This is a genomic window from Mesoterricola sp. JemC181 (assembly GCF_055384585.1).
This window is the reverse complement of record NZ_AP045076.1, coordinates 738,012-761,752: the sequence shown is the minus strand read 5'-3', so window position 1 is coordinate 761,752 and position 23,741 is coordinate 738,012. Positions and strand designations below refer to the sequence as shown.

Here is a 23,741-nt window from a genome sequence, read left to right as displayed (position 1 = left end):
TCAGAGGGCCTTGTTCACGGCGCAGTGGATGGAGCCCTTGCGGATGGAGGCGAAGCAGGACAGGCATTCCAGGCACGGCTCGATCTCCGCGTCCCGGCCCGCCAGGAGCTTCTCCGCCACGCGGAAGTCGGCGATGAGGGGCCGGGCCAGGGCCACCAGGTCGGCCTGGCCCGCGTCCAGGACGCGCTGGGCGAGACCGGGGCCGGAGAGCTTGCCCACGGTGATGACGGGAATCCCCACCGCCTGGCGGATGCGCCTGGCGGAGGCGGCGTAGGAGCCCCCGGGGGAGCCCTTGGGGGGCACGGAGCTGGTGTTGAGGAAGGGCTGGCCCTCCCAGTCGCCCAGGCTGGACTGGCCGATGCCGGAGGCGTCGATGACGTCCACGCCCGCGGCCTCCAGGGCCTGGGCGAAACGGACGGCCTCGTCCGTGCCGAGCCCGCCCTCCACGTTCTCCACGCTGTGCATGCGGCAGAAGACGAGGCAGTCGGGGCCCACGGCGAGGCGCACGGCCCTGGCCACCTCGATGCCCAGGCGGAAGCGGTTCTCCTCGCTCCCCCCCCACCGGTCGGTGCGGTGGTTGGTGCGGGGCGACAGGAACTGGGAGAGGAGGTAGTAGTGGGCGGCGTGGATCTCCACGCCGTCGAACCCGGCGCGCCGGGCCCGGGCGGCGCCCTCGGCGAAGGCGCGGATGACGTCCTGGATCTCGGCCTCGGTCATCTCCCGGGGCGCGGGTCCGGGCAGGAGGGCCACGGGGGAGGGCGCGATGCGCTCCGCGGCCGGGTCGGCCCGCACGGAGCGGCCTCCGCCGTGGACGAGCTGGAGGACCGCGGCGGCCCCTCCGGCCTGGATGGCCCCGGCGATGGCGGCGAGGCCGGGGATCTGGGCATCCTCCCAGACGCCCAGGTTCCGGGGCAGGATGATGGCGTCGGGCAGGATGGCGGTCGCTTCGACGATGACCAGGCCCACGCTCGAACGTGCGTGCTGCCGGTACCACTCGACCTGGGCCTCGGTGGCCCGGTGGCCCTCGGCCATGCCGGTGGCCATGGGGGCCATTACCAGCCGGTTGCCCAGGCGGAGGCCTTTGTATTGGAATGGATCGGTTAGCACGGGCATGGACGACCTCGACAAGGGGGAACCTCCATTTCACCATGGCCCACGGGGAAACTTTCAGGAGTTTCCCATCGACTATTATGAGATTGCGTCTAGCATCGGGGTCACTTCCCAACAAAGGAGCTGATCGCATGGCCACCGGACCCCGTGACGACCTTCATGTTGCAGCGCAGTTGAGCGAATCCCAGCAGGCCGCGATCCAGCGCCTGCAGCGGGACGAGAACGTCATTCCCGCGCCGATCTGGCTCTCCCGCCAAGCCCACCTCGCCAACGACGCGGTGGAGCGGGCCCACGCGGAATCCGATCCCGACGGCTTCTGGGCGGACCGGGCCAAGCTCGTGGACTGGATGGAGCCCTACACCGCCGTCAGCCACTTCGACCCCCCCGCGCACCAGTGGTTCGTCGGCGGAAAGCTCAATGTGACGGTGAACTGCATCGACCGCCACGTGTACTCGGAGCGCCGCAACAAGGCCGCCCTCATCTGGGTGGGCGAGGACGGCGAGGAGCACGCCTACACCTACGGCCGGCTCTACCGGGAGGTGAACCGCTTCGCCAACACCCTCAAGAACATGGGGGTCAAGAAGGGCGACCGGGTCATCATCTACATGCCGCTGTGCCCCGAGGGGATCATCACCATGCTGGCCTGCGCCCGCATCGGCGCCATCCATTCGGTCGTCTACGCCGGCATGGGCACCCAGGCACTGCGCGCGCGCATCGAGGACTGCCAGGCCAAGCTGGTCGTGTGCTCCGACTTCACGTTCCGCCGGGGCAAGAAGGTACCCCTCAAGCCCACCGTGGACGAGGCGGTGCGCGACCTGTTCAGCGTCGACCACGTCATCGTGCACCGCCGGGGCTCCCGGCCCGGGGACGAGCCCTTCACCTTCGAGTCCGAGCGCGAGCACGACTTCTACGACTGCCAGGAGGCCCACAGCATCCATTGCACGCCCGAGCCCATGGACGCGGAGGATCCGCTGTTCATCCTCTACACCTCCGGCACCACCGGCAAGCCCAAGGGCGTCGTGCACGCCACCGGCGGCTACCTGGTGGGCGTGACCTACCTGGCCCGCGCCTTCTTCCAGATCACCGACCGGGACATCTACTGGAGCACGTCGGACATCGGCTGGATCGTGGGGCACTCCTTCATCGTCTACGGCCCCCTCTCCTGCGGCGCCACGGTGTTCTGCCGGGAGGGCGTGCCCGACTACCCCAGCGCCGAGGTCACCTGGGAGCTCTGCGAGCGGTACGGCGTGAACCTGATGTTCACGGCCCCCACGGCCATCCGCATGTGGATGAGCCACGGGCCCTCGGCCCCCGCCAAGTACGACCTCTCCCGCCTGCGCCTCATCGCCTGCGCCGGAGAGCCCCTCAACCCCGAGGCCCACCACTGGGCCCAGAAGCACCTGGCGGGCCAGAGCAACGGCATGGTCGTGGACAACTGGTGGCAGACGGAGATCGCCGCGCCGGTGCTGGGCACCCTGCCGACGTTCGAGGCCCGCCCGGGCAAGGTGGGCAAGGCCATGCCCGGCGTGGCCGCCGAGGTGGTGGACGCCGAAGGCAACCCCGTTCCCGCCGGGTCCGGCGGCCTCCTCATCCTCCGCAGGCCCCTGCCCTACATGATGCGCACCGTGTGGGGCGACCACCCCCGCTACGAGCGCTACTGGAACCAGGTGCCGGGCGGCGTCTACACGGCCGGCGACATCGCCGTGAAGGACGCCGACGGCTACTTCGCCGTGCTGGGGCGGTCCGACGACGTGATGAACGTGGCCGGCCACCGCATCGGCACCGCGGACGTCGAGGGCGCCCTGGTGCGCCACCCCGCCGTGGCGGAAGCCGCCGTCATCGGCCTCCCCGACCCCGTCAAGGGTGAGCGCATCAAGGCCTTCGTCGTGCTGCGCGTGGGCGTCGAGCAGGGACCCGGCCTCCTGGCCTCGCTGAAGGACCACGTGCGCCAGGACCTGGGCCCCATCGCGACGCCTTCGGAAATCGAGGTGCGCACGTCGCTGCCCAAGACCCGCTCCGGGAAGATCGTCCGCCGCTACCTCAAGGCGATCGAGATGGGCGAGGACCCGGGGGACCTCTCCACCCTGGCCGACTAGCTAAACCCCGGGCCCCCTTCCGGCGTTACCCTTGCAGGAATCCATCCTGCAGGAGATAGCTATGCGTTCGTTGACCTGGTTGACGGTGCCCATGGTGCTGGCGGCGGGGGCCTCCGCCCACGCCCAGATCGATGCGAGATTAATGCGGTATCCCGATGTCTCGGCCACCCGCATCGCCTTCACCTACGCGTCCGACATCTGGGTCGTGGCCAAGACCGGTGGCCTTGCCCAGAGGGTTTCCACCCCCAAGGGGGAGGAGATGTTCGCCCGGTTCTCGCCCGACGGCAAGGAGATCGCCTTCTCCGCAAATTATGACGGGAACATGGATGTCTACGTCATGCCCGTGGGCGGGGGCGTGCCGGTGCGCGTCACCCACAACCCCGCCCCGGACCGGGTCGTGGGCTGGACCCCCGACGGGAAGTCCATCCTCTTCGCCTCGGGCATGGAATCGGGCCGGGACCGGTTCAGCAAGCTCTTCACCGTGCCCAAGGCAGGCGGCCTCCCCCAGGCGCTGCCCGTGCCCTACGGGGAGTTCGGCGCGCTCTCCCCCGACGGGAAGACCCTGGCCTACATGCCCATCTCCACCGATTTCCGCACCTGGAAGCGGTACCGGGGCGGCATGGCCTCGGAGATCTGGTTCTACGACCTGGAGAAGAAGACGTCCCTGCGCCTCCCCAGCGAAGGCGGGTCCAACGACTCCATGCCCATGTGGCACGGCGACACCCTCTATTTCCTGTCGGACCGCGACGCGGTCAAGCGCGGCAACGTCTGGTCCTACAACATGAAGACCAAGGCCTTCAAGCAGATCACCTTCTTCAAGGAGTTCGACGCCCACTTCCCGGCCATCGGCCCGAGCGACATCGTCCTGGAGGCCGGGGGCCGGCTCCACCGCATCGACCTGGCCACGGAAAGCATCTCCGAGGTGAAGGTGGAGGCGGTGACCGATCGCGCCGCCCTCAAGCCGCGCACGGACAACGCTTCCAAGCTCATCCGCAACGCCTCGCCCTCCCCCCAGGGCAAACGCGCCGTGTTCGAGGCCCGGGGCGAGGTGTTCTCGGTGCCCGCGGAGCGGGGCTACGTGATGAACCTCACCCACACGCCCGGCGTCGCCGAGCGCTTCCCCTCCCTTTCCCCCGACGGCAGGCAGGTCGCCTATTTCAGCGACCGCAGCGGCGAGTACGAACTCTGCCTGAAGGCCGCGGACGGCTCCGGGGAGGAGCGCCAGGTGACCCACCTGGGGCCCGGATTCCGCTACAACATCCAGTGGTCCCCCGACGGCAAGCGGGTGGTCTTCGGCGACCAGGCCATGCGCATCCACGTCTGCGAGCTTGAGACGGGCAAGGTCACGGCCATCGACAAGGGCTTCTTCATGATGGATGGCGGCATGGAGCAGTTCCGGGGCAGCTGGTCCTCCGACAGCCGCTGGTTCGGGTACGTCATCGACTCCCCCCGGCGCAACGGCGTGGTCAAGCTCTACGACACCCGGGACGGCAAGGTCACCCAGGCGACCTCCCCCTACTACAGCGCCGGCGACGTGGCCTTCGACCCGGAAGGGAAGTACCTGTTCCTCACCACGGGCCAGAATTTCAGCCCCACCTACAGCGACCTGGACCCCACCTGGGTCTACGCCAACACCACGCGCCTGGCGGCCATCCCCCTCCGCAAGGACGTGGCCTCGCCGGTGGCGGCGCGCAACGACGCCGACGCCGACAAGAAGGATGAGAAGAAGGACGACAAGAAGGACGAGAAGAAAGCCGAGAAGAAGGCCGACAAGCCCGCCCCCAAGCCCGTGGACATCGACCTGGACGGCCTCGAGGGCCGCATGGTCCTGCTGCCCCCGCCCGCCGGGAACATCGCCGACCTGGCCGCCGTGAAGGGCAAGCTGGTCTACCGGCGCATCCCCCAGCAGAACCCCGACGGGGAATCCAAGGGCAACCTCCACTTCTACGACCTGGAGGAGCGGGAGGAGAAGACGATCCTGGCCGACGTGGACGGCGCGGCCGTGGCCGCCGAAGGCGGCAAGGTCCTGGTGAAGCGCAAGGACACCTATGCCTTCCTGGACATCAAGGCCGACCAGAAGCTGGACAAGAAGATGCCCACCGCCGACCTTCCCATGGAGGTCGACCCCGCCGCGGAGTGGCGGCAGATCTTCAACGACACCTGGCGCCTGGAGCGGGACCTGTTCTACGATCCGGCCATGCACGGGGTGGACTGGAAGGTCATGAAGGCCCGCTACGGCAAGCTCCTGGACGAATGCGCCACCCGCGAGGACGTGAACTTCGTCATCGGCGAGCTCATCTCCGAACTGAACGCCTCCCACGCCTACCGCGGCGGCGGGGACGTGGAGACGCCGCAGAGGCGCGCCGTCGGCCTCCTGGGGGCGGACTTCGCCCTGGAGAACGGCCAGTTCCGCATCAAGAAGATCCTGCGCGGCGCCTCCTGGGACGCCGCCGCCAAGGCGCCGCTGGCCCAGCCCGGCCTCAACGTCAAGGAAGGCGACTACCTCCTGGCGGTGGACCACGTGGCCCTGGACACGAAATCGGACCCCTGGGCCGCCTTCCAGGGCCTGGCGGGCAAGACCGTGCTCCTGACCGTGAACGACAAGCCCGGCAGGGAAGGCGCCCGGGACATCCTGGTCGACACCATCGGCAACGAAGGCCCGCTGCGCTACCAGGCCTGGGTGGAGGCCATGCGCGCCTACGTCGACAAGGCCTCGGGGGGCCGCATCGGCTACATCTACGTCCCCGACACCGGCATCGGCGGCCAGACCGACCTGGTGCGCCAGTTCCAGGGCCAGTGGGACAAGGAAGGCCTCGTCATCGACGAGCGCTTCAACAGCGGAGGCCAGATCCCCGACCGCTTCACCGAGCTGCTGGGACGGAAGGTCCTCAACTACTGGGGCGTCCGGGACGGCAAGGACTGGCAGTGGCCCGTCACCGCCCACAACGGCCCCATGGCCATGCTCATCAACGGCTGGAGCGGATCGGGCGGCGACTGCTTCCCCTTCTACTTCCGCCAGGCGGGCCTGGGCCCCCTCATCGGGCGGCGCACCTGGGGCGGCCTCATCGGCATCAGCGGCGCCCCCGCCCTCATCGACGGCGGGAACATCACCGTGCCCACCTTCGGCATCTACTCCACCGACGGGAAGTGGATGATCGAGGGCCACGGCGTCGACCCCGACATCGAGGTGATCGACGACCCGGCCCTCACGGCCCAGGGCAAGGATCCGCAGCTGGACAGGGCGATCAGGGAAGTGGAGGACGCCCTGAGGAAGAATCCGCCCAAACACCCCGCGAAGCCCGCGTATCCCAACAAGGCCGGCTTCTAGGATCAGCGTGCGGATCCGGCGCCGGGGCCCCTGGGCCCCGGCGTTTCCGCGTCAGGCCCGGCTCAGAGCGAGGTCGCCTCCTGCCAGCCGGCGTTCTTCCGCACGTCGGTGAGCAGCTTCACCAGGTGCTCGTAGAGCTCCTTCTGGGCGGGCGGCACGAGGATGACCCGCTCGAATTCCAGGAAGGGCTTGTTGGACTGGTAGAAGTTGCCCGGGATGTCCAGGCGGAGCTGGGCGTACATCAGCGTCCACTCGCTCACGATGGTCACGTCGGCCTTGCCTCCGGCCACCGCCTGGAGGGCCAGGATCTCGGATCCGCAGTCCAGACGCTGGATGCGGCCCTCCTTCACGGCCTCGGTCAGGGCGGGGTAGGCGTAGCCGCCGACGCCGGCGAGCTTCAGGCCCGCCAGGGACGCGGGTCCGGCGTACTCGACCTTCTTCGCGTCGAGGGACACCACCAGGTTGCGGTCCCACAGGATCGCGGGGGTCCACAGGCTGGCGGCCCGCACCGGTTCCGGGAACCAGACCTTGTTGACGCCCAGGAGGACGCCCTTGAGTTCGCCCTTGTCCACCATGGCCTTGGCCTCGGGGGCCGTGACCACCTTGAGGGTGAAGCGGTAGGTCCGGCTCTCCTTCGTCAGCCACTGGCAGAGGCGGTACTCGAGGCCGTCCTGCTTCGCCTTGTCCACCACGAAGGGGGGCCGGTCGTTGTACGTGTAGACGGTGACGTCGGTCTGGGCCTGTGCGAACGCGCAGGCGGCGAGAACGAGGACGGTCCTGAGCGCATCGAGGAACTTCATGGCTACCCCCTGGCGGTTGGAAGGACTAGCTTACCTTCAATAATTCAAGAGCTCTGTCATAAGTGTTACATGCAGCCGGAAACGCGAACGGCCCCCTGGAAGGGGGCCGTTTCTCCGTTCCGGGTCTTCTACTTGAGGAACCGGGTCTCCAGGGTGCCCCAGGCGAGGTCCTGGCCGTTGTTCTCGACCTTGAGCTCGCGCAGGCGCTTGATCTCCTCGCCGTACCACTCGACCACGGGGCGGCCGATGCGCAGCGCGCCGAGTTCGGAAGCCAGGTCGGCGGGCTTGATGCGGCAGACCCAGCCGTCCTTGTAGGGGCTGCTGGCCACCAGGAAGGGCTCGGCCTTGAGCCGGGCGTTGTCCTCGACCACCTTCCCGGTGATGGGGGCGAAGAACCGGATCTCCTCGGCGCCGCGCTTGAAGGAGAAGAGGGGGTCGCCCACCTGGAAGGTCTTGCCGGGATCGGGCAGGACAACCTCGCTCACTTCGCCCAGGGCCTTGTGCGCGAAGTCGTCAACGCCGACCCGCACCTGTCCGTCGGGCTCGATGCGGACCCAGGCGTGGCCGGGGGAGATGAAGGAGCCGCCGGGGACGCAGTACTCGCCGGCGGGGGCGTTCTCGGCCTGGGTGGGGGAGACGATGCGGACGGTGGGCTCCTTCTGGCCTTCCAGGCGGGACTGGCGCTTGACCAGGAGGCGGTTGACGAATTCGGAGAGCTCCTCGGCGGTGAAGGGCTTCTGCACGTATTCGGAGGCGCCGTGCTTCATGGTCTCCACCGCGGTCTCGATGGTGGCGTAGCCGGTGATGACGACCACGTCCACGTCGGGACGGAGGTGCTTGACGGCCTTGACGACCTCGACGCCGTCCATGATGGGCATCTTCAGGTCGGTGAAGACGAAGTCGTAGTCGTGGCGCTGGACGAGGTTCAGGGCCTCGGGGCCGTTCTCGACGGTGTCGACGTTGTAGCCCTCCAGCACGAGGATGCGGCGGAAGGAATCCAGCACGATGCCTTCGTCGTCCACGGCGAGGATGCGGGCGCGGGGCTCGGGGACCTCGATGCGCTTGAGGGTCTTGACCTCGCCGGCGATGTCCAGGCGGATGGCGACCTTGAGGATCTCCTCGCGGGCGGCCCGCTGGCGTTTCTCGCGCATCCGGCGGGTGGTCTCGCGCACCAGGTAGTCGATGCCCACGAAGGCGAGCAGCATGATTATTACGAGCAGCACGGTCATGGCAATGACTCCTATCAGGATGGGGAGATTCCGGCTTCAGGGTTGAGAATGGGGATGCGGATCGAGAAGGTGGTGCCCTTGCCCAGTTCGGTCTGGACGTCGATCGAGCCGCCGTGACTCTCCACGATACCCCAGGTCACGGCCAGGCCAAGGCCCGTGCCGCGGTTCCCCTTGGTGGAGAAGAAGGGTTCGAAGAGGTGGGGCAGGTCCTCGGGGGCGATGCCCGAGCCGTTGTCCGTGACCTGGAGCTCCACGAACGCGTCGTCGAAGACCCGCGTGGCCAGACGGATCTGGCCGGTTCCGGGCTGCACGACGTCCGCGGCGTTGAGGAGGAGGTTCACGGCGATCTGCTGCACCTGGTTGCCGTCGGCGTAGGCTTCCGGCAGGTCCTGGGCGAGGTCCAGGGCCAGGTTGATGTGATTGAGACTCAGCTGGTTCATCACCACGGCCAGGGAGTGGCGCACCACCTCGTTGAGGTCCGTCGGCCTGCGGGAGGGGGGGGCGGGCCGCGCGAAGTCGAGGAGCTCCTTGATGATGGCCCGGCAGCGCTTGGTCTCGCGGACGATGACCTCCACGTCCTCGGCGTTGGGGTCCCCTTCCGGAAGACGCTTGGCCATGAGGGAGGCGTACGTCAGGACCCCGGTGAGGGGATTGTTGATCTCGTGGGCGATGCCCGCGGCGAGCCGGCCCACGGAGGCGAGCTTGTCGGCCTGGGTGAGCTGGAGCCGGGTTTCGGAAATCTGGCTCGTCATCGCATTGAAGGCCTCGGCCAGATGGCTGAGCTCGTGGTGGCCCTCCACCTTGATGACCGTGGCCAGGTCGCCCTGGGCCACCCGGAGGGTGCCCTCCATGAGGGCCTCCACGGGCCGGACCACCAGCTTGCGGTTGAGCCACCAGATGATGAGGCTGCTGCAGAGGATGGCCAGGGCCGCGAAGCCGGCCATGACCTGGCGGCCTCTGGCCATCTCCTTGTCGGCCTCGGCCATGGAGACGTTCACGTCCAGGACGCCCAGCACGCGCTGGGAGGCGGCGTGGGCGTGGCAGTCGGCGGTGTAGCAGGAGGGCTCGTTGGGAATGGGATTGATGATCCCCAGCACCCGGGTGCCGTCGGCATCCCTGTAGACGCGGGCCCGGGCGTTCACGTCCAGCTTCTCCAGGGGGCGGCCCTCGGCGTGGCAGGCGTAGCAGGCCTCGCCGCGCTTGTCCACGGCGGTGCCGATCTCCGCGCTGTCCGAGGAGAACATGATCCGGCCCTCCTTGTTGAAGAGCCGGACCTTGCGGATGCCCTCCCCGCGCAGGGTGCCCATCGTCCGGATCTGCCTGTGGAGGCCGTCCCGGCGGTTCTCGAGCATGTCGTAGTGGGTGCTGCTCTTGATGGTCTCGCCCAGCTGGTTGGCGTTGCGGGTGAGCTGGGAGACCAGGCCTTCGTTGTGCGAGCGCATGATCAGCCCCGCCATGAGCCCGATGGCCAGGGCCGAAACCAGGCCGGCCCCCAGGATCAGGCGCGTGCCGATGCGCGTGCCCATGTCATTCCCCTTCCATCGCGGGGGTGAGGCTGGAGAACGGGTGTTCGTCGGGCTCGGGAGGGGCCACGTCCGGGAAGATGGGGAGGTAGCGGGCGATGAGGGTGAACGCCGTGAACCCGATGGCCGCGATGCCCGTCATGACGAGCACTTCCAGAAGGGACGGGAAGTAGGTGCGGGTGGGATAGCTCTCCAGGCCGGTGATGGCCACGTTCATGCGGTTGGCGGCGAAGCCCGCCAGCACCATGACGGTGGTGACGTAGAGGCCGCGCCGGGAGTGGCGGATGCGGTTGGACATCAGCAGGATGAAGGGGATGACGAAGCCCACGAGGATCTCGAACCAGAACGCGGTGCTGTGGTAGGTCAGGTGCTTGAGCTCGCCCAGGGCGCCGCGGGTGAACATGTCCTGGAAGCGCACCACGAGGTACACGGCCAGCGCGATGGCGGTGATCTTGGCCAGGTTGGCCCGGAGTTCCGGGGGCAGCAGGGTGCGGCCGCTCCGGGACAGGACGAGGGTCTCCAGGATCACCATCGAGACGCCCGAGGCGATGCAGGAGATGAAGAAGAGGATGGGCAGCAGGGGCGTGTACCAGAGCGGATGGAGCCGGTTGGGCACGATCAGGTAGAGCGAGCCGAAGGAGGACTGGTGGAGGGTGGACAGCAGCACGCCGAGGATCATCAGCGGCAGGGACACGCTGTGGATCCACTTGATGGGGGCGTGGAGGTTGAACTTCTCCAGCACGATCGGCGCGAATTCGGCCGACAGGACCGTGGTGTAGAGGATGACGCACCAGGTGATCTCGAACATCACCGAATGGTGGTTCCACATCACCAGGGGGTGCCAGAAGTGGTCGGGGCGGCCCAGGTCGATGACGAGCACCAGCACCACGAGGAGGTAGCCGATGAAGGCGGTCAGGATCGCAGGGCGCACGATGGGCTCGTAGGCCTTGGCGTGGAAGAGGTGCACCGCCGCGACGATGGTGAAGCCGGCCGCCGCCAGCCCGATGCCCAGGAAGTCGAAGCCGATCCAGAGGCCCCAGGGGAACTCGTCGGTGAGGTTCGTGGTGGCGCCCAGGCCCAGGGTGAACCGGGCGATGGCGGCGCCTACGCCGAGGACGATCAGGGTGGTGGCGACCAGGCCCCAGAAGGTGATGCGGGGGAATTTGAAGGTTTTCATGCTTAACCCCGGTTCTTGTGGTTGGAGTCGTGCTTCGGGTCTTCCTTGCGGGCGACGTCCTCACGGCGGTTGGTGATCCACCAGATGCCGGCGAGCATGACGCTCCCGACGCCGACGACGTTGGGGACCTTGGACAGGGCGTTCATGGTCAGGACGGGCATGGGTTCCTGGCCCAGGTGGGTGTCGAAGCCCAGCTTCTCGAAGGGGACCGGGCTGATGTAGAGGACGGAGGTGCCGCCCACATCGGACTTGCCGTAGATCTTGGGCACGAACTTGCCGGGATCGGCGGTGATCCGGTTCGTGGCTTCGATGAGCAGATCGTTCCGGTCGCCGAACTTCGTGGCCCCGGTCGGGCAGGCCTCGGCGCAGGCGGTGGGCAGGCCCTTGTCCAGGCGGGGGGCGCACAGGATGCACTTCTTGATCCCCGGCCGGGTGCTCTTCCATTCGTAGCGGGGGATGTGGAAGGGGCACGCCTGCATGCAATACCTGCAGCCGATGCACTTCTCGCCGTCGTAGAGGACCGGGCCGTCGGCCTGCTTCTTCAGGGCTGCGACCGGGCAAGCGGACACGCAGGTAGGAATATCACAGTGCTGGCACATGTGCCTCACGAAGAGGCCGTCATGCTCGCTCAGGGCGGTGAAGGCACTCAGGGAGAGGGCCTTTTCGTCCCCTTCCGGCAGCTTGTTCTCGGTCTTGCAAGCGGCCTGGCATGCGTTGCAGCCGATGCAGAGCGTGATATCGATCAGCAGTGCTTTTTTCTGACCCATGGATGTCTCCAAATGAAGATTACTGAACCTTTGCGGGGTCTTTCGTCGGGCGGCAGGGGTTAGATCTCAAGCCTATGTCGCTGGATTCCCTGATATTACTCCTTTCACGACAAAGAGGTCGTTTTATGTGATGGCGATCACCCAATTCGGGCTGGCCGGGCGATAAGGCGGCCCGGAATCGGTGGACAAAAGGGATAAGATGGTCCGGAACCTTTTTCAGGCAGGAGACCGGACCATGAAGACTTTCGCCTTCAAGATCGACCCCATGACGGGCGAGGAGTACTACGAGGTTTACGCCCGTGGCCGCCAGCTCCTCAACGACCCCCATCTCAACAAGGCCGCCAGCTTCACCAAGGAGGAGCGCCTGACCCTCGGGCTGGAGGGCCTGGTGCGCTCCGCGATCCTGCCCCTGGAGCACCAGGTCAGCCGAGCCTACGAGGCGTTCAATCACAAGCCGGATGATCTTGAAAAATACATCTTTCTGGTGGCCCTGCAGGACCGCAGCGAGGTGATCTTCTACAAGCTGGTCACCGACCACCTCAAGGAGATGGTGCCCATCGTCTACACCCCCACCGTCGGCACGGCCTGCCTGCAGATGAGCAGCATCCAGCGGCGCTTCCGGGGCGTCTACATCACGCCCGAGAACATCGACCACATCGACACCCTGCTCAAGAACATCACCCTGCCCATGGTCAACCTCATCGTGGTCACCGACGGCGAGCGCATCCTGGGCCTGGGGGACCTGGGCTCGGACGGCATGGGCATCCCCGTGGGCAAGGTGAGCCTCTACGTGGCCGCCGGCGGCCTGCATCCCCACGTGTGCCTCCCGGTGTGCCTGGACGTCGGCACCAACAACCAGCGGCTCCTGGACGACCCCTACTACCTGGGCTACCGTCAGCCCCGCCTGCGCGGCGAAGAATACGAGAAGATCGTCGAGACCTTCGTGATGGCCGTGAAGCGCCACTTCCCCGACGCGCTCCTGCAGTGGGAGGACTTCGGCAAGTCCACCGCATTCAAGAACCTCGAGCGCTACAAGGACCGGATCCTCTCCTTCAACGACGACATCCAGGGCACCGGCTCCACGTCCCTGGCCGCCCTCATGACCGCCATGCGCATCAAGAAGAGCCGCTTCAGCGACGAGCGGTACATGATCGTGGGCATGGGCCAGGCGGGCACCGGCATCTCCATGAACATCCAGGCCGCCCTCAAGGCGGAGGGACTTTCGGACGAGGAAGCCCGCGCCCGGGTCTTCTGCATCGACATGCAGGGCCTCCTGGTGGAGGACGACCCGCTTCTCGAGGAGCCCCAGCGCCCCATGGCCCAGCGCCGCGCGGCGGTGGCCGGCTGGAAGCTGGACGCCCCCGGGAAGATCGGCATGCTCGACGTGGTGCGCAACGGCCGGCCCACGGTGCTCGTCGGCGTCACCGCCCAGACCGGCCTGTTCAGCGAAGCCATCCTCCAGGAGGTGGCCAAGGTGACGGACCGCCCCATCGTCTTCGCCCTGAGCAACCCCACCTCCAAGTGCGAGGCCACCCCCGAGCAGGTGTGGAAGGCCACGGACGGCAAGGGCCTCGTGGCCTGCGGCAGTCCCTTCCCGCCCATGGAGTGGAAGGGCCAGGTGCTGCGGTCCTCCCAGTGCAACAACATGTACATCTTCCCGGGCGTGGGCCTGGGCGCCCTGGTGGCCAAGGCCTCCAAGATCACCGACGGCATGCTCCTGGCCGCGAGCCGCGCCATCAGCGAGATGGTCACGCCCGAGCAGGAGGCCCAGGGCATGATGCTCCCGGAGATGGAAGACATCCGCAAGGTCTCCACCGCCGTGGCCGTCGCCGTGGCCCGCCAGGCCCGGGAAGAGGGCCTGGGACGGATCATGGACGACGCCACCATCGAGAAGACCGTGCTCCGCGCGCAGTGGGATCCCCACTTCACCCCCTACCGCGCCGGCTAGAAGTCCCATTTCCATCTGATCCCGGCGAACCTCGGCCCCTCGGCGACGGGCCGAGGTTCGCCGGGAAAGGATGGCTAGTCGCTCCAGGCATGCCCGATGAACTCGGGCCTGCAGGGGCTCAGCACGTGCCTGAGCACGCTCCCCGTGTGCGATTCGAGGAACAGCGGCTTCATCACCTCCTCGAACCTCGTGAGCGTCGTGCCCTTGGCCACGTCCTCGTCGAAGAGGAGCGCGGGGCCCTGCCGGAACGCGGCGAGGTGGGCCAGGTCGCTCCCTGCCAGGATGGGGTCCTGGTCGTTGCGCTTGAACATGGAGAAGCGCACGAAATACAAGGGGGCATCCACCAGGGTGGCGAACACCAGGCCCGACATGATGGACCCGTGGGCCGCGCCCACCACCACCGCGGGCCGGAAGGACGCCGTCACGGAGTCGGCCAGGCTCCTGATCCACTTGGGATTGGAGGCCCGCCAGGTGTACTTGTCCTTGGCGTTGGCGTAGACGAACCCGCGCAGGACTTCGGGCAGGGCCTTCCGGAAGCGCCTGAGCGCGGCGGGGGCCTCGTCCGTCAGGGCGTAGAGGGCCCGGGCCGTGGCGATGGAATCCAGGAAGATCCGGTTGGCGTGCTCGACCATGAGGGGCGGATAGTGGGCCTGGAACCGGCTCCTTTCCGACACCTCGAAGTAGTACGTGGGATGCAGGGGCAGACCCTGTTCCACGCAGATCTTGTAGTTGAGGGCCACGTTCACCAGGGCCGGGGTGAGCAGGTACAGCTTCATGCAGGCGTCCCAGAACGGGGCCGGGGCCGCCGCGGGGTCGGCCAGGGCGGCGTCCCGGCCCGCCAGGACCCCGGGCAGGAGGGCGCGGATCTCGGCCAGCACGTCCTCGTACGGGGCCTCGAAGTCCATGGCGTCGGGGGGATTCTCCCAGTCCGCGTAGACGAGCCGGTGGAGCATCAGGCCTTGGCCTTGAGGGCCTTGAGGATCGCCGGGAGGCGGTTCAGGGCGGCCTGGCACTCCAGCCACTGCCGGTGGGGCCGCGCCAGGTAGCCGGACATGAAGCTGTTGTCGGGCACGTCCTTGCCCACCATCGTGTTGCCGGTGAGCGTGCTGCCGCGGCCGATGTGGATGTGGCCCGCGGTTCCCACCTTGCCGGCCAGGGTCACGTGGTCGCCCAGGGTGGTGCTGCCTGAGATGCCGGTCATGGAGGCGAGGACGCAGTGCTCGCCCACCTGGACGTTGTGGGCGACCTGGCAGAGGTTGTCGATCTTGGTGCCGGCGCCGATGCGGGTGGGTCCGAGCGCCCCGCGGTCCACGGTGCTCGCGGCGCCGATCTCCACGTCGTCGCCCACCTCCACCCAGCCCACCTGGGGGATCTTCATGTGGACGCCCTGCACCGGCACGTAGCCGAAGCCGTCCGAGCCCAGCACGGCGTTGGCGTGGATGCGCACGCGGTCGCCCAGCACGGTCCTGCGGTAGAGCACGACGCCGGGAAAGAGCTCGCAGCCGGCGCCGAGCACGCAGTCCTCGGCGATGTGGACGCCGGGATGGATGCGGGCCCCGTCGCCCACCACGGTCCGGGCGCCGATGGTGGAGCCGTGGCCCACCTTGCAGTCCAGGCCGAGCTTCGCGGAGGGGTGCACGGGACGGTCGCACCACTCGGTCTCGGGCTCGGGGTTCAGCCACCCCAGGGCCTGGGCGAAGCCCCAGTAGGCGTTCTTCATGACCAGCTGGGGACGGTCCCCCAGGTCGGTGCCGGGGTCCACCAGGATGAGCCCGGCCGCGCTCTGCAGGGCCCGGGCGTGGTACTTGGGGTTGGCCAGGAAGCTCACGGACCCCGGGCCGGCCTGGTCCAGGGGCAGCACTTCGCCCAGGACCCGGTCCCCGGGGCAGTTCCGGAGGTCGCCCCCCAGGCGTTCGGCGAGTTCCGCTGCGGAGATGGGAGTCGTGGGCATCGGTTCGTCCTTTGGGATCCACCGACATTATCCGGCGGAACCTCGGGAAATCTAGTCTCCAGAACGCCGCTGGGAGGCGAAGAGGTTGTAGAAGGCCGGCACCACGAAGAGGGTGAAGACCGTCCCGATGGAAAGCCCCGTGAAGATCACCAGGCCCATGGCCCGCCTCCCGGCGGCCCCGGCGCCCCCGGCGATCACCAGGGGGAACACGCCGAGCACCATGGCCGCGGTGGTCATGAGGATGGGGCGGAGCCGGATGGCGGAGGCCTCGGCGATGGCCTCCAGGCGGGTTCGCCCCGCGGCCTGCAGCTCGTTGGCGAACTGCACGATGAGGATGCCGTGCTTGCTGATCAGGCCCATGAGGGTCACCAGGCCCACCTGGGTGTAGATGTTGAGGGAGGCCAGGCCCAGGTTGATGAAGATCAGGGCCCCGAAGAGCGCCATGGGCACGGAGACCAGGATGATCAGCGGGTCCCGCAGGCTGTTGAACTGCGCGGCCAGGGCCAGGAAGACGATGATGACCGCGAAGCCCAGGGTGATGACGAAGCCCCCGGCCTCCTGCATGTACTGCCTGGAGACGCCGGAGTAGTCGGCCTGGTAGCCCGGGGGGGCGCTGTCGCGCAGCGCCTTGCGGAAGAAGTCCAGCACCTGCTCCTGGGAGAAGTTCGGGCCGTAGACGCCCGAGATCGTGGCGGAATTCAGCTGCTGGAAGCGCCGGATCGCCTGGGGCGCCACGGAGTCCTTCAGGGTGGCCACGGTGCCCGCGGGGAAGAGGGTCCCGTCCCCGTTGCGCAGGTGGAAGTCCAACACCTGATCGGAGTTGAGGCGGTCCACCTGCAGCACCTGGGGGATGACGCGGTAGGACCGGCCGCCGATGGCGAAATAGTTGACGTAGTTTCCGCCCAGGGCGTCGGTGAGGGCCCCGCCCACGTCCTGCTGGGTCAGGCCCAGGGTCGCCACCATGTCCCGGTCCACCACGAGGGTGCTCTGGGGCTTGTCGATCTTCAGGTCGGTGTCCACGAAGTAGAACATCCCGCTGGCGCGGGCCTTGTCCAGGACGGCCCTGGAGACCTCGTCCAGGCGCTCGAAGGGCTCGGTGGTCTTGATGACGAACTGCACCGGCAGGCCCGAGGCCCCGGGCAGGGAGGGCGGCTGGAAGGTGGCCACCTGGGCCCCGGCGATGCCCGAGGTGTCCCCCTGGAAGGCCTGCTGCACCGTCTCCCCGGACCGGGTCCGCTGGTCCCAGGGCTTCAGGATCAGGCCCGCGAAGGCGCTGCCGGCGTTGGTGAACTGGAACATGGCCTGGTATTCGGGGTAGGACTTGGCGATGCCGTACACCTGGTCGGCGTAGGTCTGCATCTGCTGCACGGTGGAGTTGGGGGGGCCGGTGATGGAGGCCAGGATGAAGCCCTGGTCCTCCTGGGGCGCCAGCTCGGACTTGGAGGTGGCGAAGAGGAAGCCCGTGGCGACGAGGATCAGCAGGCCCATGACCGCCGGCACCGCCGAGGTGGCCAGGACGCTCCTCAGGAGGCGCAGGTAGTGCCCGTGGAACCACTCGAACTGGCCGTCGATGAATCTCACGAACCGGTTGGAGTCCTGTTCGGCCTTGAAGAACTTCGCGCACATCATGGGCGAAAGCGTCAGGGCCACCACGGCCGAGACGGCCACGGCCCCGGCCAGGGTGAAGGCGAACTCGGTGAACAGGCTCCCCGTGAGGCCCCCCTGGAAGCCGATGGGCACGTACACCGCCACCAGCACCACGGTCATGGCCAGGATGGGCCCGCCCAGCTCCCGCGCGGCGAGGATGGCGGCCTCCAGGGGGCTCTTGCCCTCCCGCATGTGGCGGTCGGCGTTCTCCACCACGATGATGGCGTCGTCCACCACCAGGCCGATGCCCAGCACCAGGGCCAGGAGGGTCAGGAGGTTGATGGTGTAGCCCAGGGCCAGCATGACCGCGAAGGTGCCCACCAGGGACAGCGGCATGGCGATGACCGGCACGGCCACGGCCCGCAGGGTGCCCAGGAAGAGGAAGATGACCACCGTGACGATGAGCAGGGCCTCCACCAGGGTCTTGATGACCTCCTCGATCGAGGTGTTGATGAAGTGGGTGCCGTCGTAGACGATCTGCCCGGTGAGCCCGGTGGGCAGCTGGGACTGGATCTCGGGGAAGGCGTTGCGCACCCGCTTGGCCACCTCCAGGATGTTGGCCTCGGGGGCCACCTTGATGCCGATGAAGACCGACTGGCGCCCGTCGAAGGAGACGTTGAAGGAGTAGTCGTCGGCCCCGAGGCTGACGGTGGCCACGTCCTCCAGGCGCACGATGGCGCCCCCGGCCTGGCGCACCGAGAGCTTGCGGAACTCCTCCACGGTGTGGAGGTCCGTGGCCGCCAGCAGGTCCACGGTGACCATCTGACCCTTGGTGCTGCCCAGGGCCGAGAGGACGTTGTTGTTCTGGATGGCCTTGCTCACGTCCGTGGCGGTCACGCCGTGGGCGGCCATGCGCACCGGGTCCAGCCAGGCCCGCAGGGCGAAGTTGCGGGCGCCCAGGATCTCGGCGGTCTGCACGCCGGGGATGGAGTCGAGCCGGGGCTTGACCACCCGGGAGAGGTAGTCGGTGATGTTGTTGGTGGGCAGGACCTCGCTGTAGAAGCCCATGTACATGGCGTCGGTGTTGTCGCTCATCTGCACCGTGATCACCGGCTGCTGCGCGGCGGGGGGCAGCTGGTTCTTCACGGCGTTCACCTGGGTGGTGATCTCGGTGAGGGCCTTGTTGGCGCTGTAGTTCAGGCGCAGCGTGGCGACGATGGTGGAGAGGCCGTTGACGCTGGTGGAGGAGAGGTAGTCGATGCCCTGGGCCTGGGCGATGCTGGACTCCAGGGGCTGGGTGATGAAGCCGCCCACCGTGCCGGAGTCGGCGCCGTAGTAGGAGGTGTTCACCGTCACCACGGCGTGCTCGGTCTTGGGGTACTGGTTGACGGGCAGGTTGAAGATGGAGCGCAGCCCCAGCACGAGGATGAGCGCGCTCACCACCGTGGCCACGACGGGCTTGCGGATGAAGAGATCGGTGAAGTTCATGCGCGCGGCCTCACTTTTCCTGGGGGGCCGGGCTGGGATCGTTGGCGGGCGTGACGCGGTTGTCCACCTTGATCGGGGTGCCGTTGCGCAGCTTCATGCCGCCGCTGGTCACCACCTGGGCCCCCGGTTCCAGCCCCTTCAGGATGGCCACCTGGTCGCCGCGGGTGGGGCCGGTGGTCACGAAGGCCTGCTGGGCGTGGAGCCCGCCCTGGCCCTGCACGGCGAGGAAGACGATCGAGCCGTAGGGGTTGTAGGTCACCGCGGTCTGGGGGAGGGTCAGGTAGGAGGCCGGGGCGCCTTCCTCCAGGGTGACGGTGGCGAACATCCCCGGCACCAGGGCCTGGCCCGGGTTGGCGAAGGTGGCCTCCACCTGGACGTTGCGGGTGCCGCCGTCCACCTTGGGGTTCACGGTGGTCACGCGCCCGGCGAAGGTGCGGCCCGGGTAGGCGTCCAGGGCCAGGGCCACCTTCTGGCCGGGCTTGACGCGGCCCATCTCCCGCTGGGGCAGGGCGAAGTCCACGAAGACCTGGTCCAGCTGCTGCAGGGTCACCACGGCGGTGCCCGGCGTCACGTAGGCGCCGGGGCTGGTGGCGATGATGCCCACGCGCCCCGCGAAGGGCGCGGCGAGCCGCTTCTTGGCGGCGGCGGCCTTCAGGGCCTGGGCGGAGGCGTCCTTGGCCTTGAGGTCGGCCTCGATGGAATCGTAGTCGGCCTGGCTGATGATGCGGGACTGCATCTGCTCCTTGGCGCGCCGGAAGGTGACCCTGGCCAGGTCGGCCGCGGCCTGGAGGGCGCGGTACTGGGCCTGCTCGGCCTCGTCGTTGAGCGAGACCAGCAGCTGCCCCTCGCGGGCGGTGGCGCCCGCGGCGGCCTCCACCTTCACCACGACCCCGGGCACCTCGAAGGCGAGGTCGGCGCCGCGGATGGCCCGCACCGTCCCCACCGCGCTGAGGGCCGGCTGCCACCTTTCCAGGCGGGCCTCGCCGGTGGTCACGCTCTGCGGGGGCTCGTGGCCGCCCTGCAGGCTGCGTCCGATCATGACGTTCCTGAACAGGTTGAAGCCCGCCAGGAGCCCGAGCAGGAGTCCCAGGGCCAGGAGCATGATCACCATCCTCCTGCGGGTGCTGGGGGGGGCATCCATCGTGGTATCGGTAGCCATGGAAGGTCTCCTGGGGTGGGAAAGAGCATGCCGGACGGGTCGTTCATCCGGCGGTTGATCATTGTAGGTGATTCAATCGGTCGGATAAATGGTTATAACTACCCTTTCTGCAGGGAATGATTCTCAACTTATGAAGACGTCCACCTCCGTAAACGGCGGCGGCCCACCCCAGCCCCGCCAATAGGTCTATTCCAATTCTGAAAGTACCCAGTAATTCATTGGGGGTCGGAGCGGGTCTCGTCTATTCCTGGAAGATGGAACGCCCTCCCCAGCCCCCCACCTCCGCCTCCGCCTCCGCCAAGGTGGAGCTCTCCGGCGCGAAGATCATCTGGGAGTGCCTTGAACGGGAAGGCGTGGACGTGGTCTTCGGCTACCCGGGGGGCACCATCCTCCCCACCTACGACGCCATGGTGGACGCCAACGTCCGCCACGTCCTGGCCCGCCACGAGCAGGGCGCGACCCACATGGCCGACGGCTACTCCCGGGCTTCGGGCCGCACCGGCGTGGTCATCGCCACGTCCGGCCCGGGCGCCACGAACCTCGTGACGGGGCTGGCCACGGCCATGATGGACTCGGTCCCCCTGGTGGCCATCACGGGCCAGGTGTCCGGGCCCCTGCTGGGCACGGACGCCTTCCAGGAGGTGGACGTCACCGGCGTGACCATCCCCATCACCAAGCACAACTACCTGGTGCGCGACCCCCGGGACATCGCCCCGGCCCTGCGCGAGGCCTTCGCCCTGGCCCGGTCGGGCCGGCCCGGCCCCGTCCTGGTGGACATCACCAAGGACGCCCAGACCCGCACCGCCCTGTTCGACTGGGAGGCCGCGGCGCCCCGCCGCCACCTGCGCCACGTGCCCCCGCCCGTGCCCGAGGAGCTGCTGGCCAGGGCCGTGGCCATGATCCAGAGCAGCCGGAGGCCGCTGATCCTGGCCGGCCACGGCATCACCCTCAGCGGCGCCAACCGCGCCCTCGTGGAGTTCGCGGAGAGGGCCGGGATCCCCGTGGCCGCCACCCTCCTGGGCCTGGACGCGTTCCCCCCGGGGCACCCGCTGTTCCTGGGCTTCATGGGCATGCACGGCTCCCCCTGGACCAACCTCGCCATCCAGGAGGCGGACCTGCTCATCGCCCTGGGCATGCGCTTCGACGACCGGGTCACCGGGGACCCCGCCACCTTCGCGCCCCACGCCCGCAAGATCCACGTGGAGATCGACGCCACCGAGGTGGGCAAGAACATCCCCGTGGACCTGGCCCTGCTGGGCGACCTCAAGGCCGTCCTGGACCGCCTCGTGCCGCGGACCCCCGTCCTGGAGACCGGCCCCTGGCTGGAGACCCTGGACGGCATGAAGGCCCTGTTCGATTCCCCCCAGTGGCCCCGGGTGCGCAAGGGCGAGGGCATGAGCCCCGTGGACGTGCTCCGGGAGCTGCAGACCCAGGCGCCGGGCTCCGTGATGGTCTCGGACGTGGGCCAGCACCAGATGTGGGAGGCCCAGGTCATGCGCCACCAGCGGCCCCGCACGCTGATCACCTCGGGCGGGCTGGGCACCATGGGCTTCGCCCTCCCCGCGGCCATCGGCGCCAAGATCGCCTGCCCCGACGCGGAAGTCTGGGTGGTGGCCGGCGACGGCGGCATCCAGATGAACTCCCAGGAGCTCATGACCCTCACCCAGGAGGGCCTGAAGATCGACATCGCGGTGCTCAACAACTTCAACCTGGGCATGGTGCGGCAGTGGCAGACGCACTTCTACCAGGACCGCCGCTCGGCCTCGACCCTCACGATCAGCCCCGACTTCCCCATGCTGGCGCGGGCCTACGGCCTGCGCGGCGCCCTGGCGCGCACCCCGGAGGAGGCCGCCGAGGCCATCCGGGAGGCCCGGGCGAGCGCCACCTCCACGCTCATCGAGTTCCAGGTGGACCCGGAGGCCAGCGTCTACCCCCTCATCCCCCCTGGCGCGCGCATCCAGGACATGATCCACGAACCCCCGAGCTAGGAGGAGCCATGCTGAGGATCTTCATCGCCATCACCGACAACGAGCCCGGGGTCCTGGACCGCCTGGCCTCCACCTTCCGGCGCCGCGGCTTCAACATCCACAGCCTCACCGTCAGCCCCACCCTGGACCCGGCCGTGAGCCGGTTCACCCTCGTCACCGACCTGGACGACAAGGCCGCCCGGGCCGCCAAGAACTTCCTGGAGCGCCTGGTGAACATCCACAGCGTCGTGGACGTCACCGGCGCCACGCCCCTGCTGCGCGACACCGTCCTCCTGCGGGTCGCGGCCACCGGGGCCACCCAGGCCGGGCTCTTCCAGATCGCCAACCTCTTCCAGGCCGAGATCCTCGACGTGGGCGCCGACAGCATGGTCATGGCCAGCTCCGGCAGCCCCGAGCGCATCGAAGCCTTCATGACCTCCCTGCGCCCCTACGGCCTGCTGGAAATGGGCCGCACCGGCGCCGTGGCCATGCAGCGGTGCGCGGTGCAGGCCGCCACCTCCCTCGAGACCGCCGTCTCCTTCTGAAAGGTTCCCGCCATGGCCAAGCTCTACTACGACGACGACGCCGATCTCGGCCTCATCCGGGGGAAGCGGATCGCTGTCCTCGGCTACGGATCCCAGGGCCACGCCCACGCCCAGAACCTCCGCGACAGCGGCGCCCTGGTGCGCATCGGCCTGCCCGCGGGGTCCAAAAGCCGCGCCAAGGCCCAGCAGGACGGCTTCGAGGTGCCCGAGCCCGCCGAGGCCTGCGCCTGGGCCGAGGTCATCATGGTGCTCACCCCCGACACCGGCCAGGCCGCGCTCTACGATTCGGCCATCAAGCCCGCCCTGACCGCCGGCAAGACGCTCATGTTCGCCCACGGCTTCAACATCCGCTACGGCCTCATCGTGCCTCCGGAAGGCGTGGACGTGAGCATGATCGCCCCCAAGGGCCCCGGGCACCGCGTGCGCGAGGTGTTCGTGGAGGGGGGCGGCGTTCCGGCCCTGGTGGCCGTGCACCAGGACGCCTCGGGCACGGCCAAGGCCTTCGCCCTGGCCTACGCCAAGGCCCTGGGCGCCACCCGCGCCGGGGTGCTGGACACCACCTTCACCGAGGAGACCGAGACGGACCTCTTCGGGGAGAAGGCCGTGCTCTGCGGCGGGGTGTCGGCCCTGGTGAAGGCCGGCTTCAAGACCCTGGTGGACGCGGGCTACCAGCCCGAGATCGCCTACTTCGAATGCTTCCACGAGCTCAAGCTCATCGTGGACCTTATGTACCGGGGGGGCCTCACCTACATGCGCCACTCCATCAGCGACACCGCGGAATACGGCGACTACACCGGCGGCCCCCGGATCATCAACGACGAATCCCGCGAGGAGATGAAGAAGATCCTCAAGGAGATCCAGGACGGCTCCTACGCCGAGGGCTGGATCAAGGAGAACCGCACCGGCCGGAACTGGTTCGAGGCCCAGCGGGCCTCGGAAAAGCAGGAGCCCATCGAGAAGGTGGGCCGCGACCTCCGCAAGGCCATGCCCTTCCTCGATCCGGTGGATATGCTCGCTCCCTCGGAGGCAAAGGTATAACCTAACCCCTTGGGGGAGGGTTTGGGGA

16 protein-coding genes are annotated in these 23,741 nt (G+C 68.2%); 6 read left to right on the top strand and 10 right to left on the bottom strand.

Annotated elements, in window-relative coordinates:
- On the bottom strand, window positions 1-1,113 hold the full coding sequence (locus ACZ5MC_RS03405; RefSeq protein WP_306598907.1) for an NADH:flavin oxidoreductase: 1,113 nt from the start codon (window positions 1,111-1,113) through the stop codon (window positions 1-3).
- 128 nt (window positions 1,114-1,241) lie between these two features.
- On the opposite strand from ACZ5MC_RS03405, the gene acs reads away from it, so the two are divergent.
- On the top strand, window positions 1,242-3,206 hold the full coding sequence (gene acs, locus ACZ5MC_RS03400; RefSeq protein WP_306598906.1) for an acetate--CoA ligase: 1,965 nt from the start codon (window positions 1,242-1,244) through the stop codon (window positions 3,204-3,206).
- Between the two features lie 61 nt (window positions 3,207-3,267).
- Complete coding sequence (locus ACZ5MC_RS03395) at window positions 3,268-6,534, top strand: S41 family peptidase (protein ID WP_306598905.1); 3,267 nt, start codon at window positions 3,268-3,270, stop codon at window positions 6,532-6,534.
- A 62-nt stretch (window positions 6,535-6,596) separates the two neighbouring features.
- On the opposite strand, the gene ACZ5MC_RS03390 is transcribed toward ACZ5MC_RS03395, so the two are convergent.
- The 5 genes from ACZ5MC_RS03390 to ACZ5MC_RS03370 all read right to left on the bottom strand — a co-directional run bounded on the left by ACZ5MC_RS03390 (window position 6,597) and on the right by ACZ5MC_RS03370 (window position 12,030).
- The gene (locus ACZ5MC_RS03390; protein ID WP_306598904.1) at window positions 6,597-7,334 is read right to left on the bottom strand and encodes a type 2 periplasmic-binding domain-containing protein; all 738 of its coding nucleotides are present in this window, start codon (window positions 7,332-7,334) and stop codon (window positions 6,597-6,599) included.
- A gap of 128 nt (window positions 7,335-7,462) precedes the next feature.
- Window positions 7,463-8,563: a response regulator gene (locus ACZ5MC_RS03385; protein WP_306598903.1), complete on the bottom strand. Its 1,101-nt coding sequence runs from the start codon at window positions 8,561-8,563 to the stop codon at window positions 7,463-7,465.
- Between the two features lie 14 nt (window positions 8,564-8,577).
- On the bottom strand, window positions 8,578-10,089 hold the full coding sequence (locus tag ACZ5MC_RS03380; protein WP_306598902.1) for a sensor histidine kinase: 1,512 nt from the start codon (window positions 10,087-10,089) through the stop codon (window positions 8,578-8,580).
- A gap of 1 nt (window position 10,090) precedes the next feature.
- Window positions 10,091-11,263, bottom strand: a complete 1,173-nt coding sequence (nrfD, locus tag ACZ5MC_RS03375; protein WP_306598901.1) for an NrfD/PsrC family molybdoenzyme membrane anchor subunit — start codon at window positions 11,261-11,263, stop codon at window positions 10,091-10,093.
- A gap of 2 nt (window positions 11,264-11,265) precedes the next feature.
- Window positions 11,266-12,030 carry a 4Fe-4S dicluster domain-containing protein gene (locus ACZ5MC_RS03370; RefSeq protein WP_306598900.1) on the bottom strand — a complete coding sequence of 255 codons (765 nt, stop codon included), beginning with the start codon at window positions 12,028-12,030 and terminating at the stop codon, window positions 11,266-11,268.
- A 235-nt stretch (window positions 12,031-12,265) separates the two neighbouring features.
- Between ACZ5MC_RS03370 and ACZ5MC_RS03365 the strand changes: the two genes are divergently transcribed.
- Complete coding sequence (locus ACZ5MC_RS03365) at window positions 12,266-13,978, top strand: NAD-dependent malic enzyme (RefSeq protein WP_306598899.1); 1,713 nt, start codon at window positions 12,266-12,268, stop codon at window positions 13,976-13,978.
- A gap of 74 nt (window positions 13,979-14,052) precedes the next feature.
- On the opposite strand, the gene ACZ5MC_RS03360 is transcribed toward ACZ5MC_RS03365, so the two are convergent.
- From ACZ5MC_RS03360 to ACZ5MC_RS03345, 4 genes are read right to left on the bottom strand one after another with little or no spacing between them, the layout of a single operon-like run.
- Window positions 14,053-14,931 carry a hypothetical protein gene (locus tag ACZ5MC_RS03360; RefSeq protein WP_306598898.1) on the bottom strand — a complete coding sequence of 293 codons (879 nt, stop codon included), beginning with the start codon at window positions 14,929-14,931 and terminating at the stop codon, window positions 14,053-14,055.
- Window positions 14,931-15,929, bottom strand: a complete 999-nt coding sequence (gene lpxD, locus ACZ5MC_RS03355; protein ID WP_306598897.1) for a UDP-3-O-(3-hydroxymyristoyl)glucosamine N-acyltransferase — start codon at window positions 15,927-15,929, stop codon at window positions 14,931-14,933. The genes ACZ5MC_RS03360 and lpxD overlap by 1 nt, the downstream gene beginning before the upstream one ends.
- A 51-nt stretch (window positions 15,930-15,980) precedes the next feature.
- Window positions 15,981-19,004 (bottom strand): efflux RND transporter permease subunit, encoded by a 3,024-nt coding sequence (locus ACZ5MC_RS03350; RefSeq protein ID WP_306598896.1) that lies wholly within the window; start codon window positions 19,002-19,004, stop codon window positions 15,981-15,983.
- Between the two features lie 10 nt (window positions 19,005-19,014).
- On the bottom strand, window positions 19,015-20,163 hold the full coding sequence (locus ACZ5MC_RS03345; RefSeq protein ID WP_306598895.1) for an efflux RND transporter periplasmic adaptor subunit: 1,149 nt from the start codon (window positions 20,161-20,163) through the stop codon (window positions 19,015-19,017).
- Between the two features lie 254 nt (window positions 20,164-20,417).
- On the opposite strand from ACZ5MC_RS03345, the gene ilvB reads away from it, so the two are divergent.
- From ilvB to ilvC, 3 genes are read left to right on the top strand one after another with little or no spacing between them, the layout of a single operon-like run.
- Complete coding sequence (gene ilvB / locus ACZ5MC_RS03340) at window positions 20,418-22,151, top strand: biosynthetic-type acetolactate synthase large subunit (protein ID WP_306598894.1); 1,734 nt, start codon at window positions 20,418-20,420, stop codon at window positions 22,149-22,151.
- A gap of 8 nt (window positions 22,152-22,159) precedes the next feature.
- Complete coding sequence (ilvN, locus tag ACZ5MC_RS03335; protein WP_306598893.1) at window positions 22,160-22,675, top strand: acetolactate synthase small subunit; 516 nt, start codon at window positions 22,160-22,162, stop codon at window positions 22,673-22,675.
- A 12-nt stretch (window positions 22,676-22,687) separates the two neighbouring features.
- Window positions 22,688-23,713 (top strand): ketol-acid reductoisomerase, encoded by a 1,026-nt coding sequence (gene ilvC, locus ACZ5MC_RS03330; protein ID WP_306598892.1) that lies wholly within the window; start codon window positions 22,688-22,690, stop codon window positions 23,711-23,713.
- The last annotated feature ends 28 nt before the right edge of the window (window positions 23,714-23,741 follow it).

Excerpts from the sequence above, each read along its gene's own strand:
- ACZ5MC_RS03360 (WP_306598898.1), bottom strand. The coding sequence starts at position 14,931 with ATGCTCCACCGGCTCGTCTACGCGGACTGGGAGAATCCCCCCGACGCC.
- ACZ5MC_RS03395 (WP_306598905.1), top strand. The coding sequence starts at position 3,268 with ATGCGTTCGTTGACCTGGTTGACGGTGCCCATGGTGCTGGCGGCGGGG.
- ilvC (WP_306598892.1), top strand. The coding sequence starts at position 22,688 with ATGGCCAAGCTCTACTACGACGACGACGCCGATCTCGGCCTCATCCGG.
- nrfD (WP_306598901.1), bottom strand. The coding sequence starts at position 11,263 with ATGAAAACCTTCAAATTCCCCCGCATCACCTTCTGGGGCCTGGTCGCC.
- ACZ5MC_RS03390 (WP_306598904.1), bottom strand. The coding sequence starts at position 7,334 with ATGAAGTTCCTCGATGCGCTCAGGACCGTCCTCGTTCTCGCCGCCTGC.
- ACZ5MC_RS03385 (WP_306598903.1), bottom strand. The coding sequence starts at position 8,563 with ATGACCGTGCTGCTCGTAATAATCATGCTGCTCGCCTTCGTGGGCATC.
- ACZ5MC_RS03350 (WP_306598896.1), bottom strand. The coding sequence starts at position 19,004 with ATGAACTTCACCGATCTCTTCATCCGCAAGCCCGTCGTGGCCACGGTG.
- ACZ5MC_RS03380 (WP_306598902.1), bottom strand. The coding sequence starts at position 10,089 with ATGGGCACGCGCATCGGCACGCGCCTGATCCTGGGGGCCGGCCTGGTT.
- ilvN (WP_306598893.1), top strand. The coding sequence starts at position 22,160 with ATGCTGAGGATCTTCATCGCCATCACCGACAACGAGCCCGGGGTCCTG.
- ACZ5MC_RS03405 (WP_306598907.1), bottom strand. The coding sequence starts at position 1,113 with ATGCCCGTGCTAACCGATCCATTCCAATACAAAGGCCTCCGCCTGGGC.
- lpxD (WP_306598897.1), bottom strand. The coding sequence starts at position 15,929 with ATGCCCACGACTCCCATCTCCGCAGCGGAACTCGCCGAACGCCTGGGG.
- ACZ5MC_RS03345 (WP_306598895.1), bottom strand. The coding sequence starts at position 20,163 with ATGGCTACCGATACCACGATGGATGCCCCCCCCAGCACCCGCAGGAGG.
- ilvB (WP_306598894.1), top strand. The coding sequence starts at position 20,418 with ATGGAACGCCCTCCCCAGCCCCCCACCTCCGCCTCCGCCTCCGCCAAG.
- ACZ5MC_RS03370 (WP_306598900.1), bottom strand. The coding sequence starts at position 12,030 with ATGGGTCAGAAAAAAGCACTGCTGATCGATATCACGCTCTGCATCGGC.
- ACZ5MC_RS03365 (WP_306598899.1), top strand. The coding sequence starts at position 12,266 with ATGAAGACTTTCGCCTTCAAGATCGACCCCATGACGGGCGAGGAGTAC.
- acs (WP_306598906.1), top strand. The coding sequence starts at position 1,242 with ATGGCCACCGGACCCCGTGACGACCTTCATGTTGCAGCGCAGTTGAGC.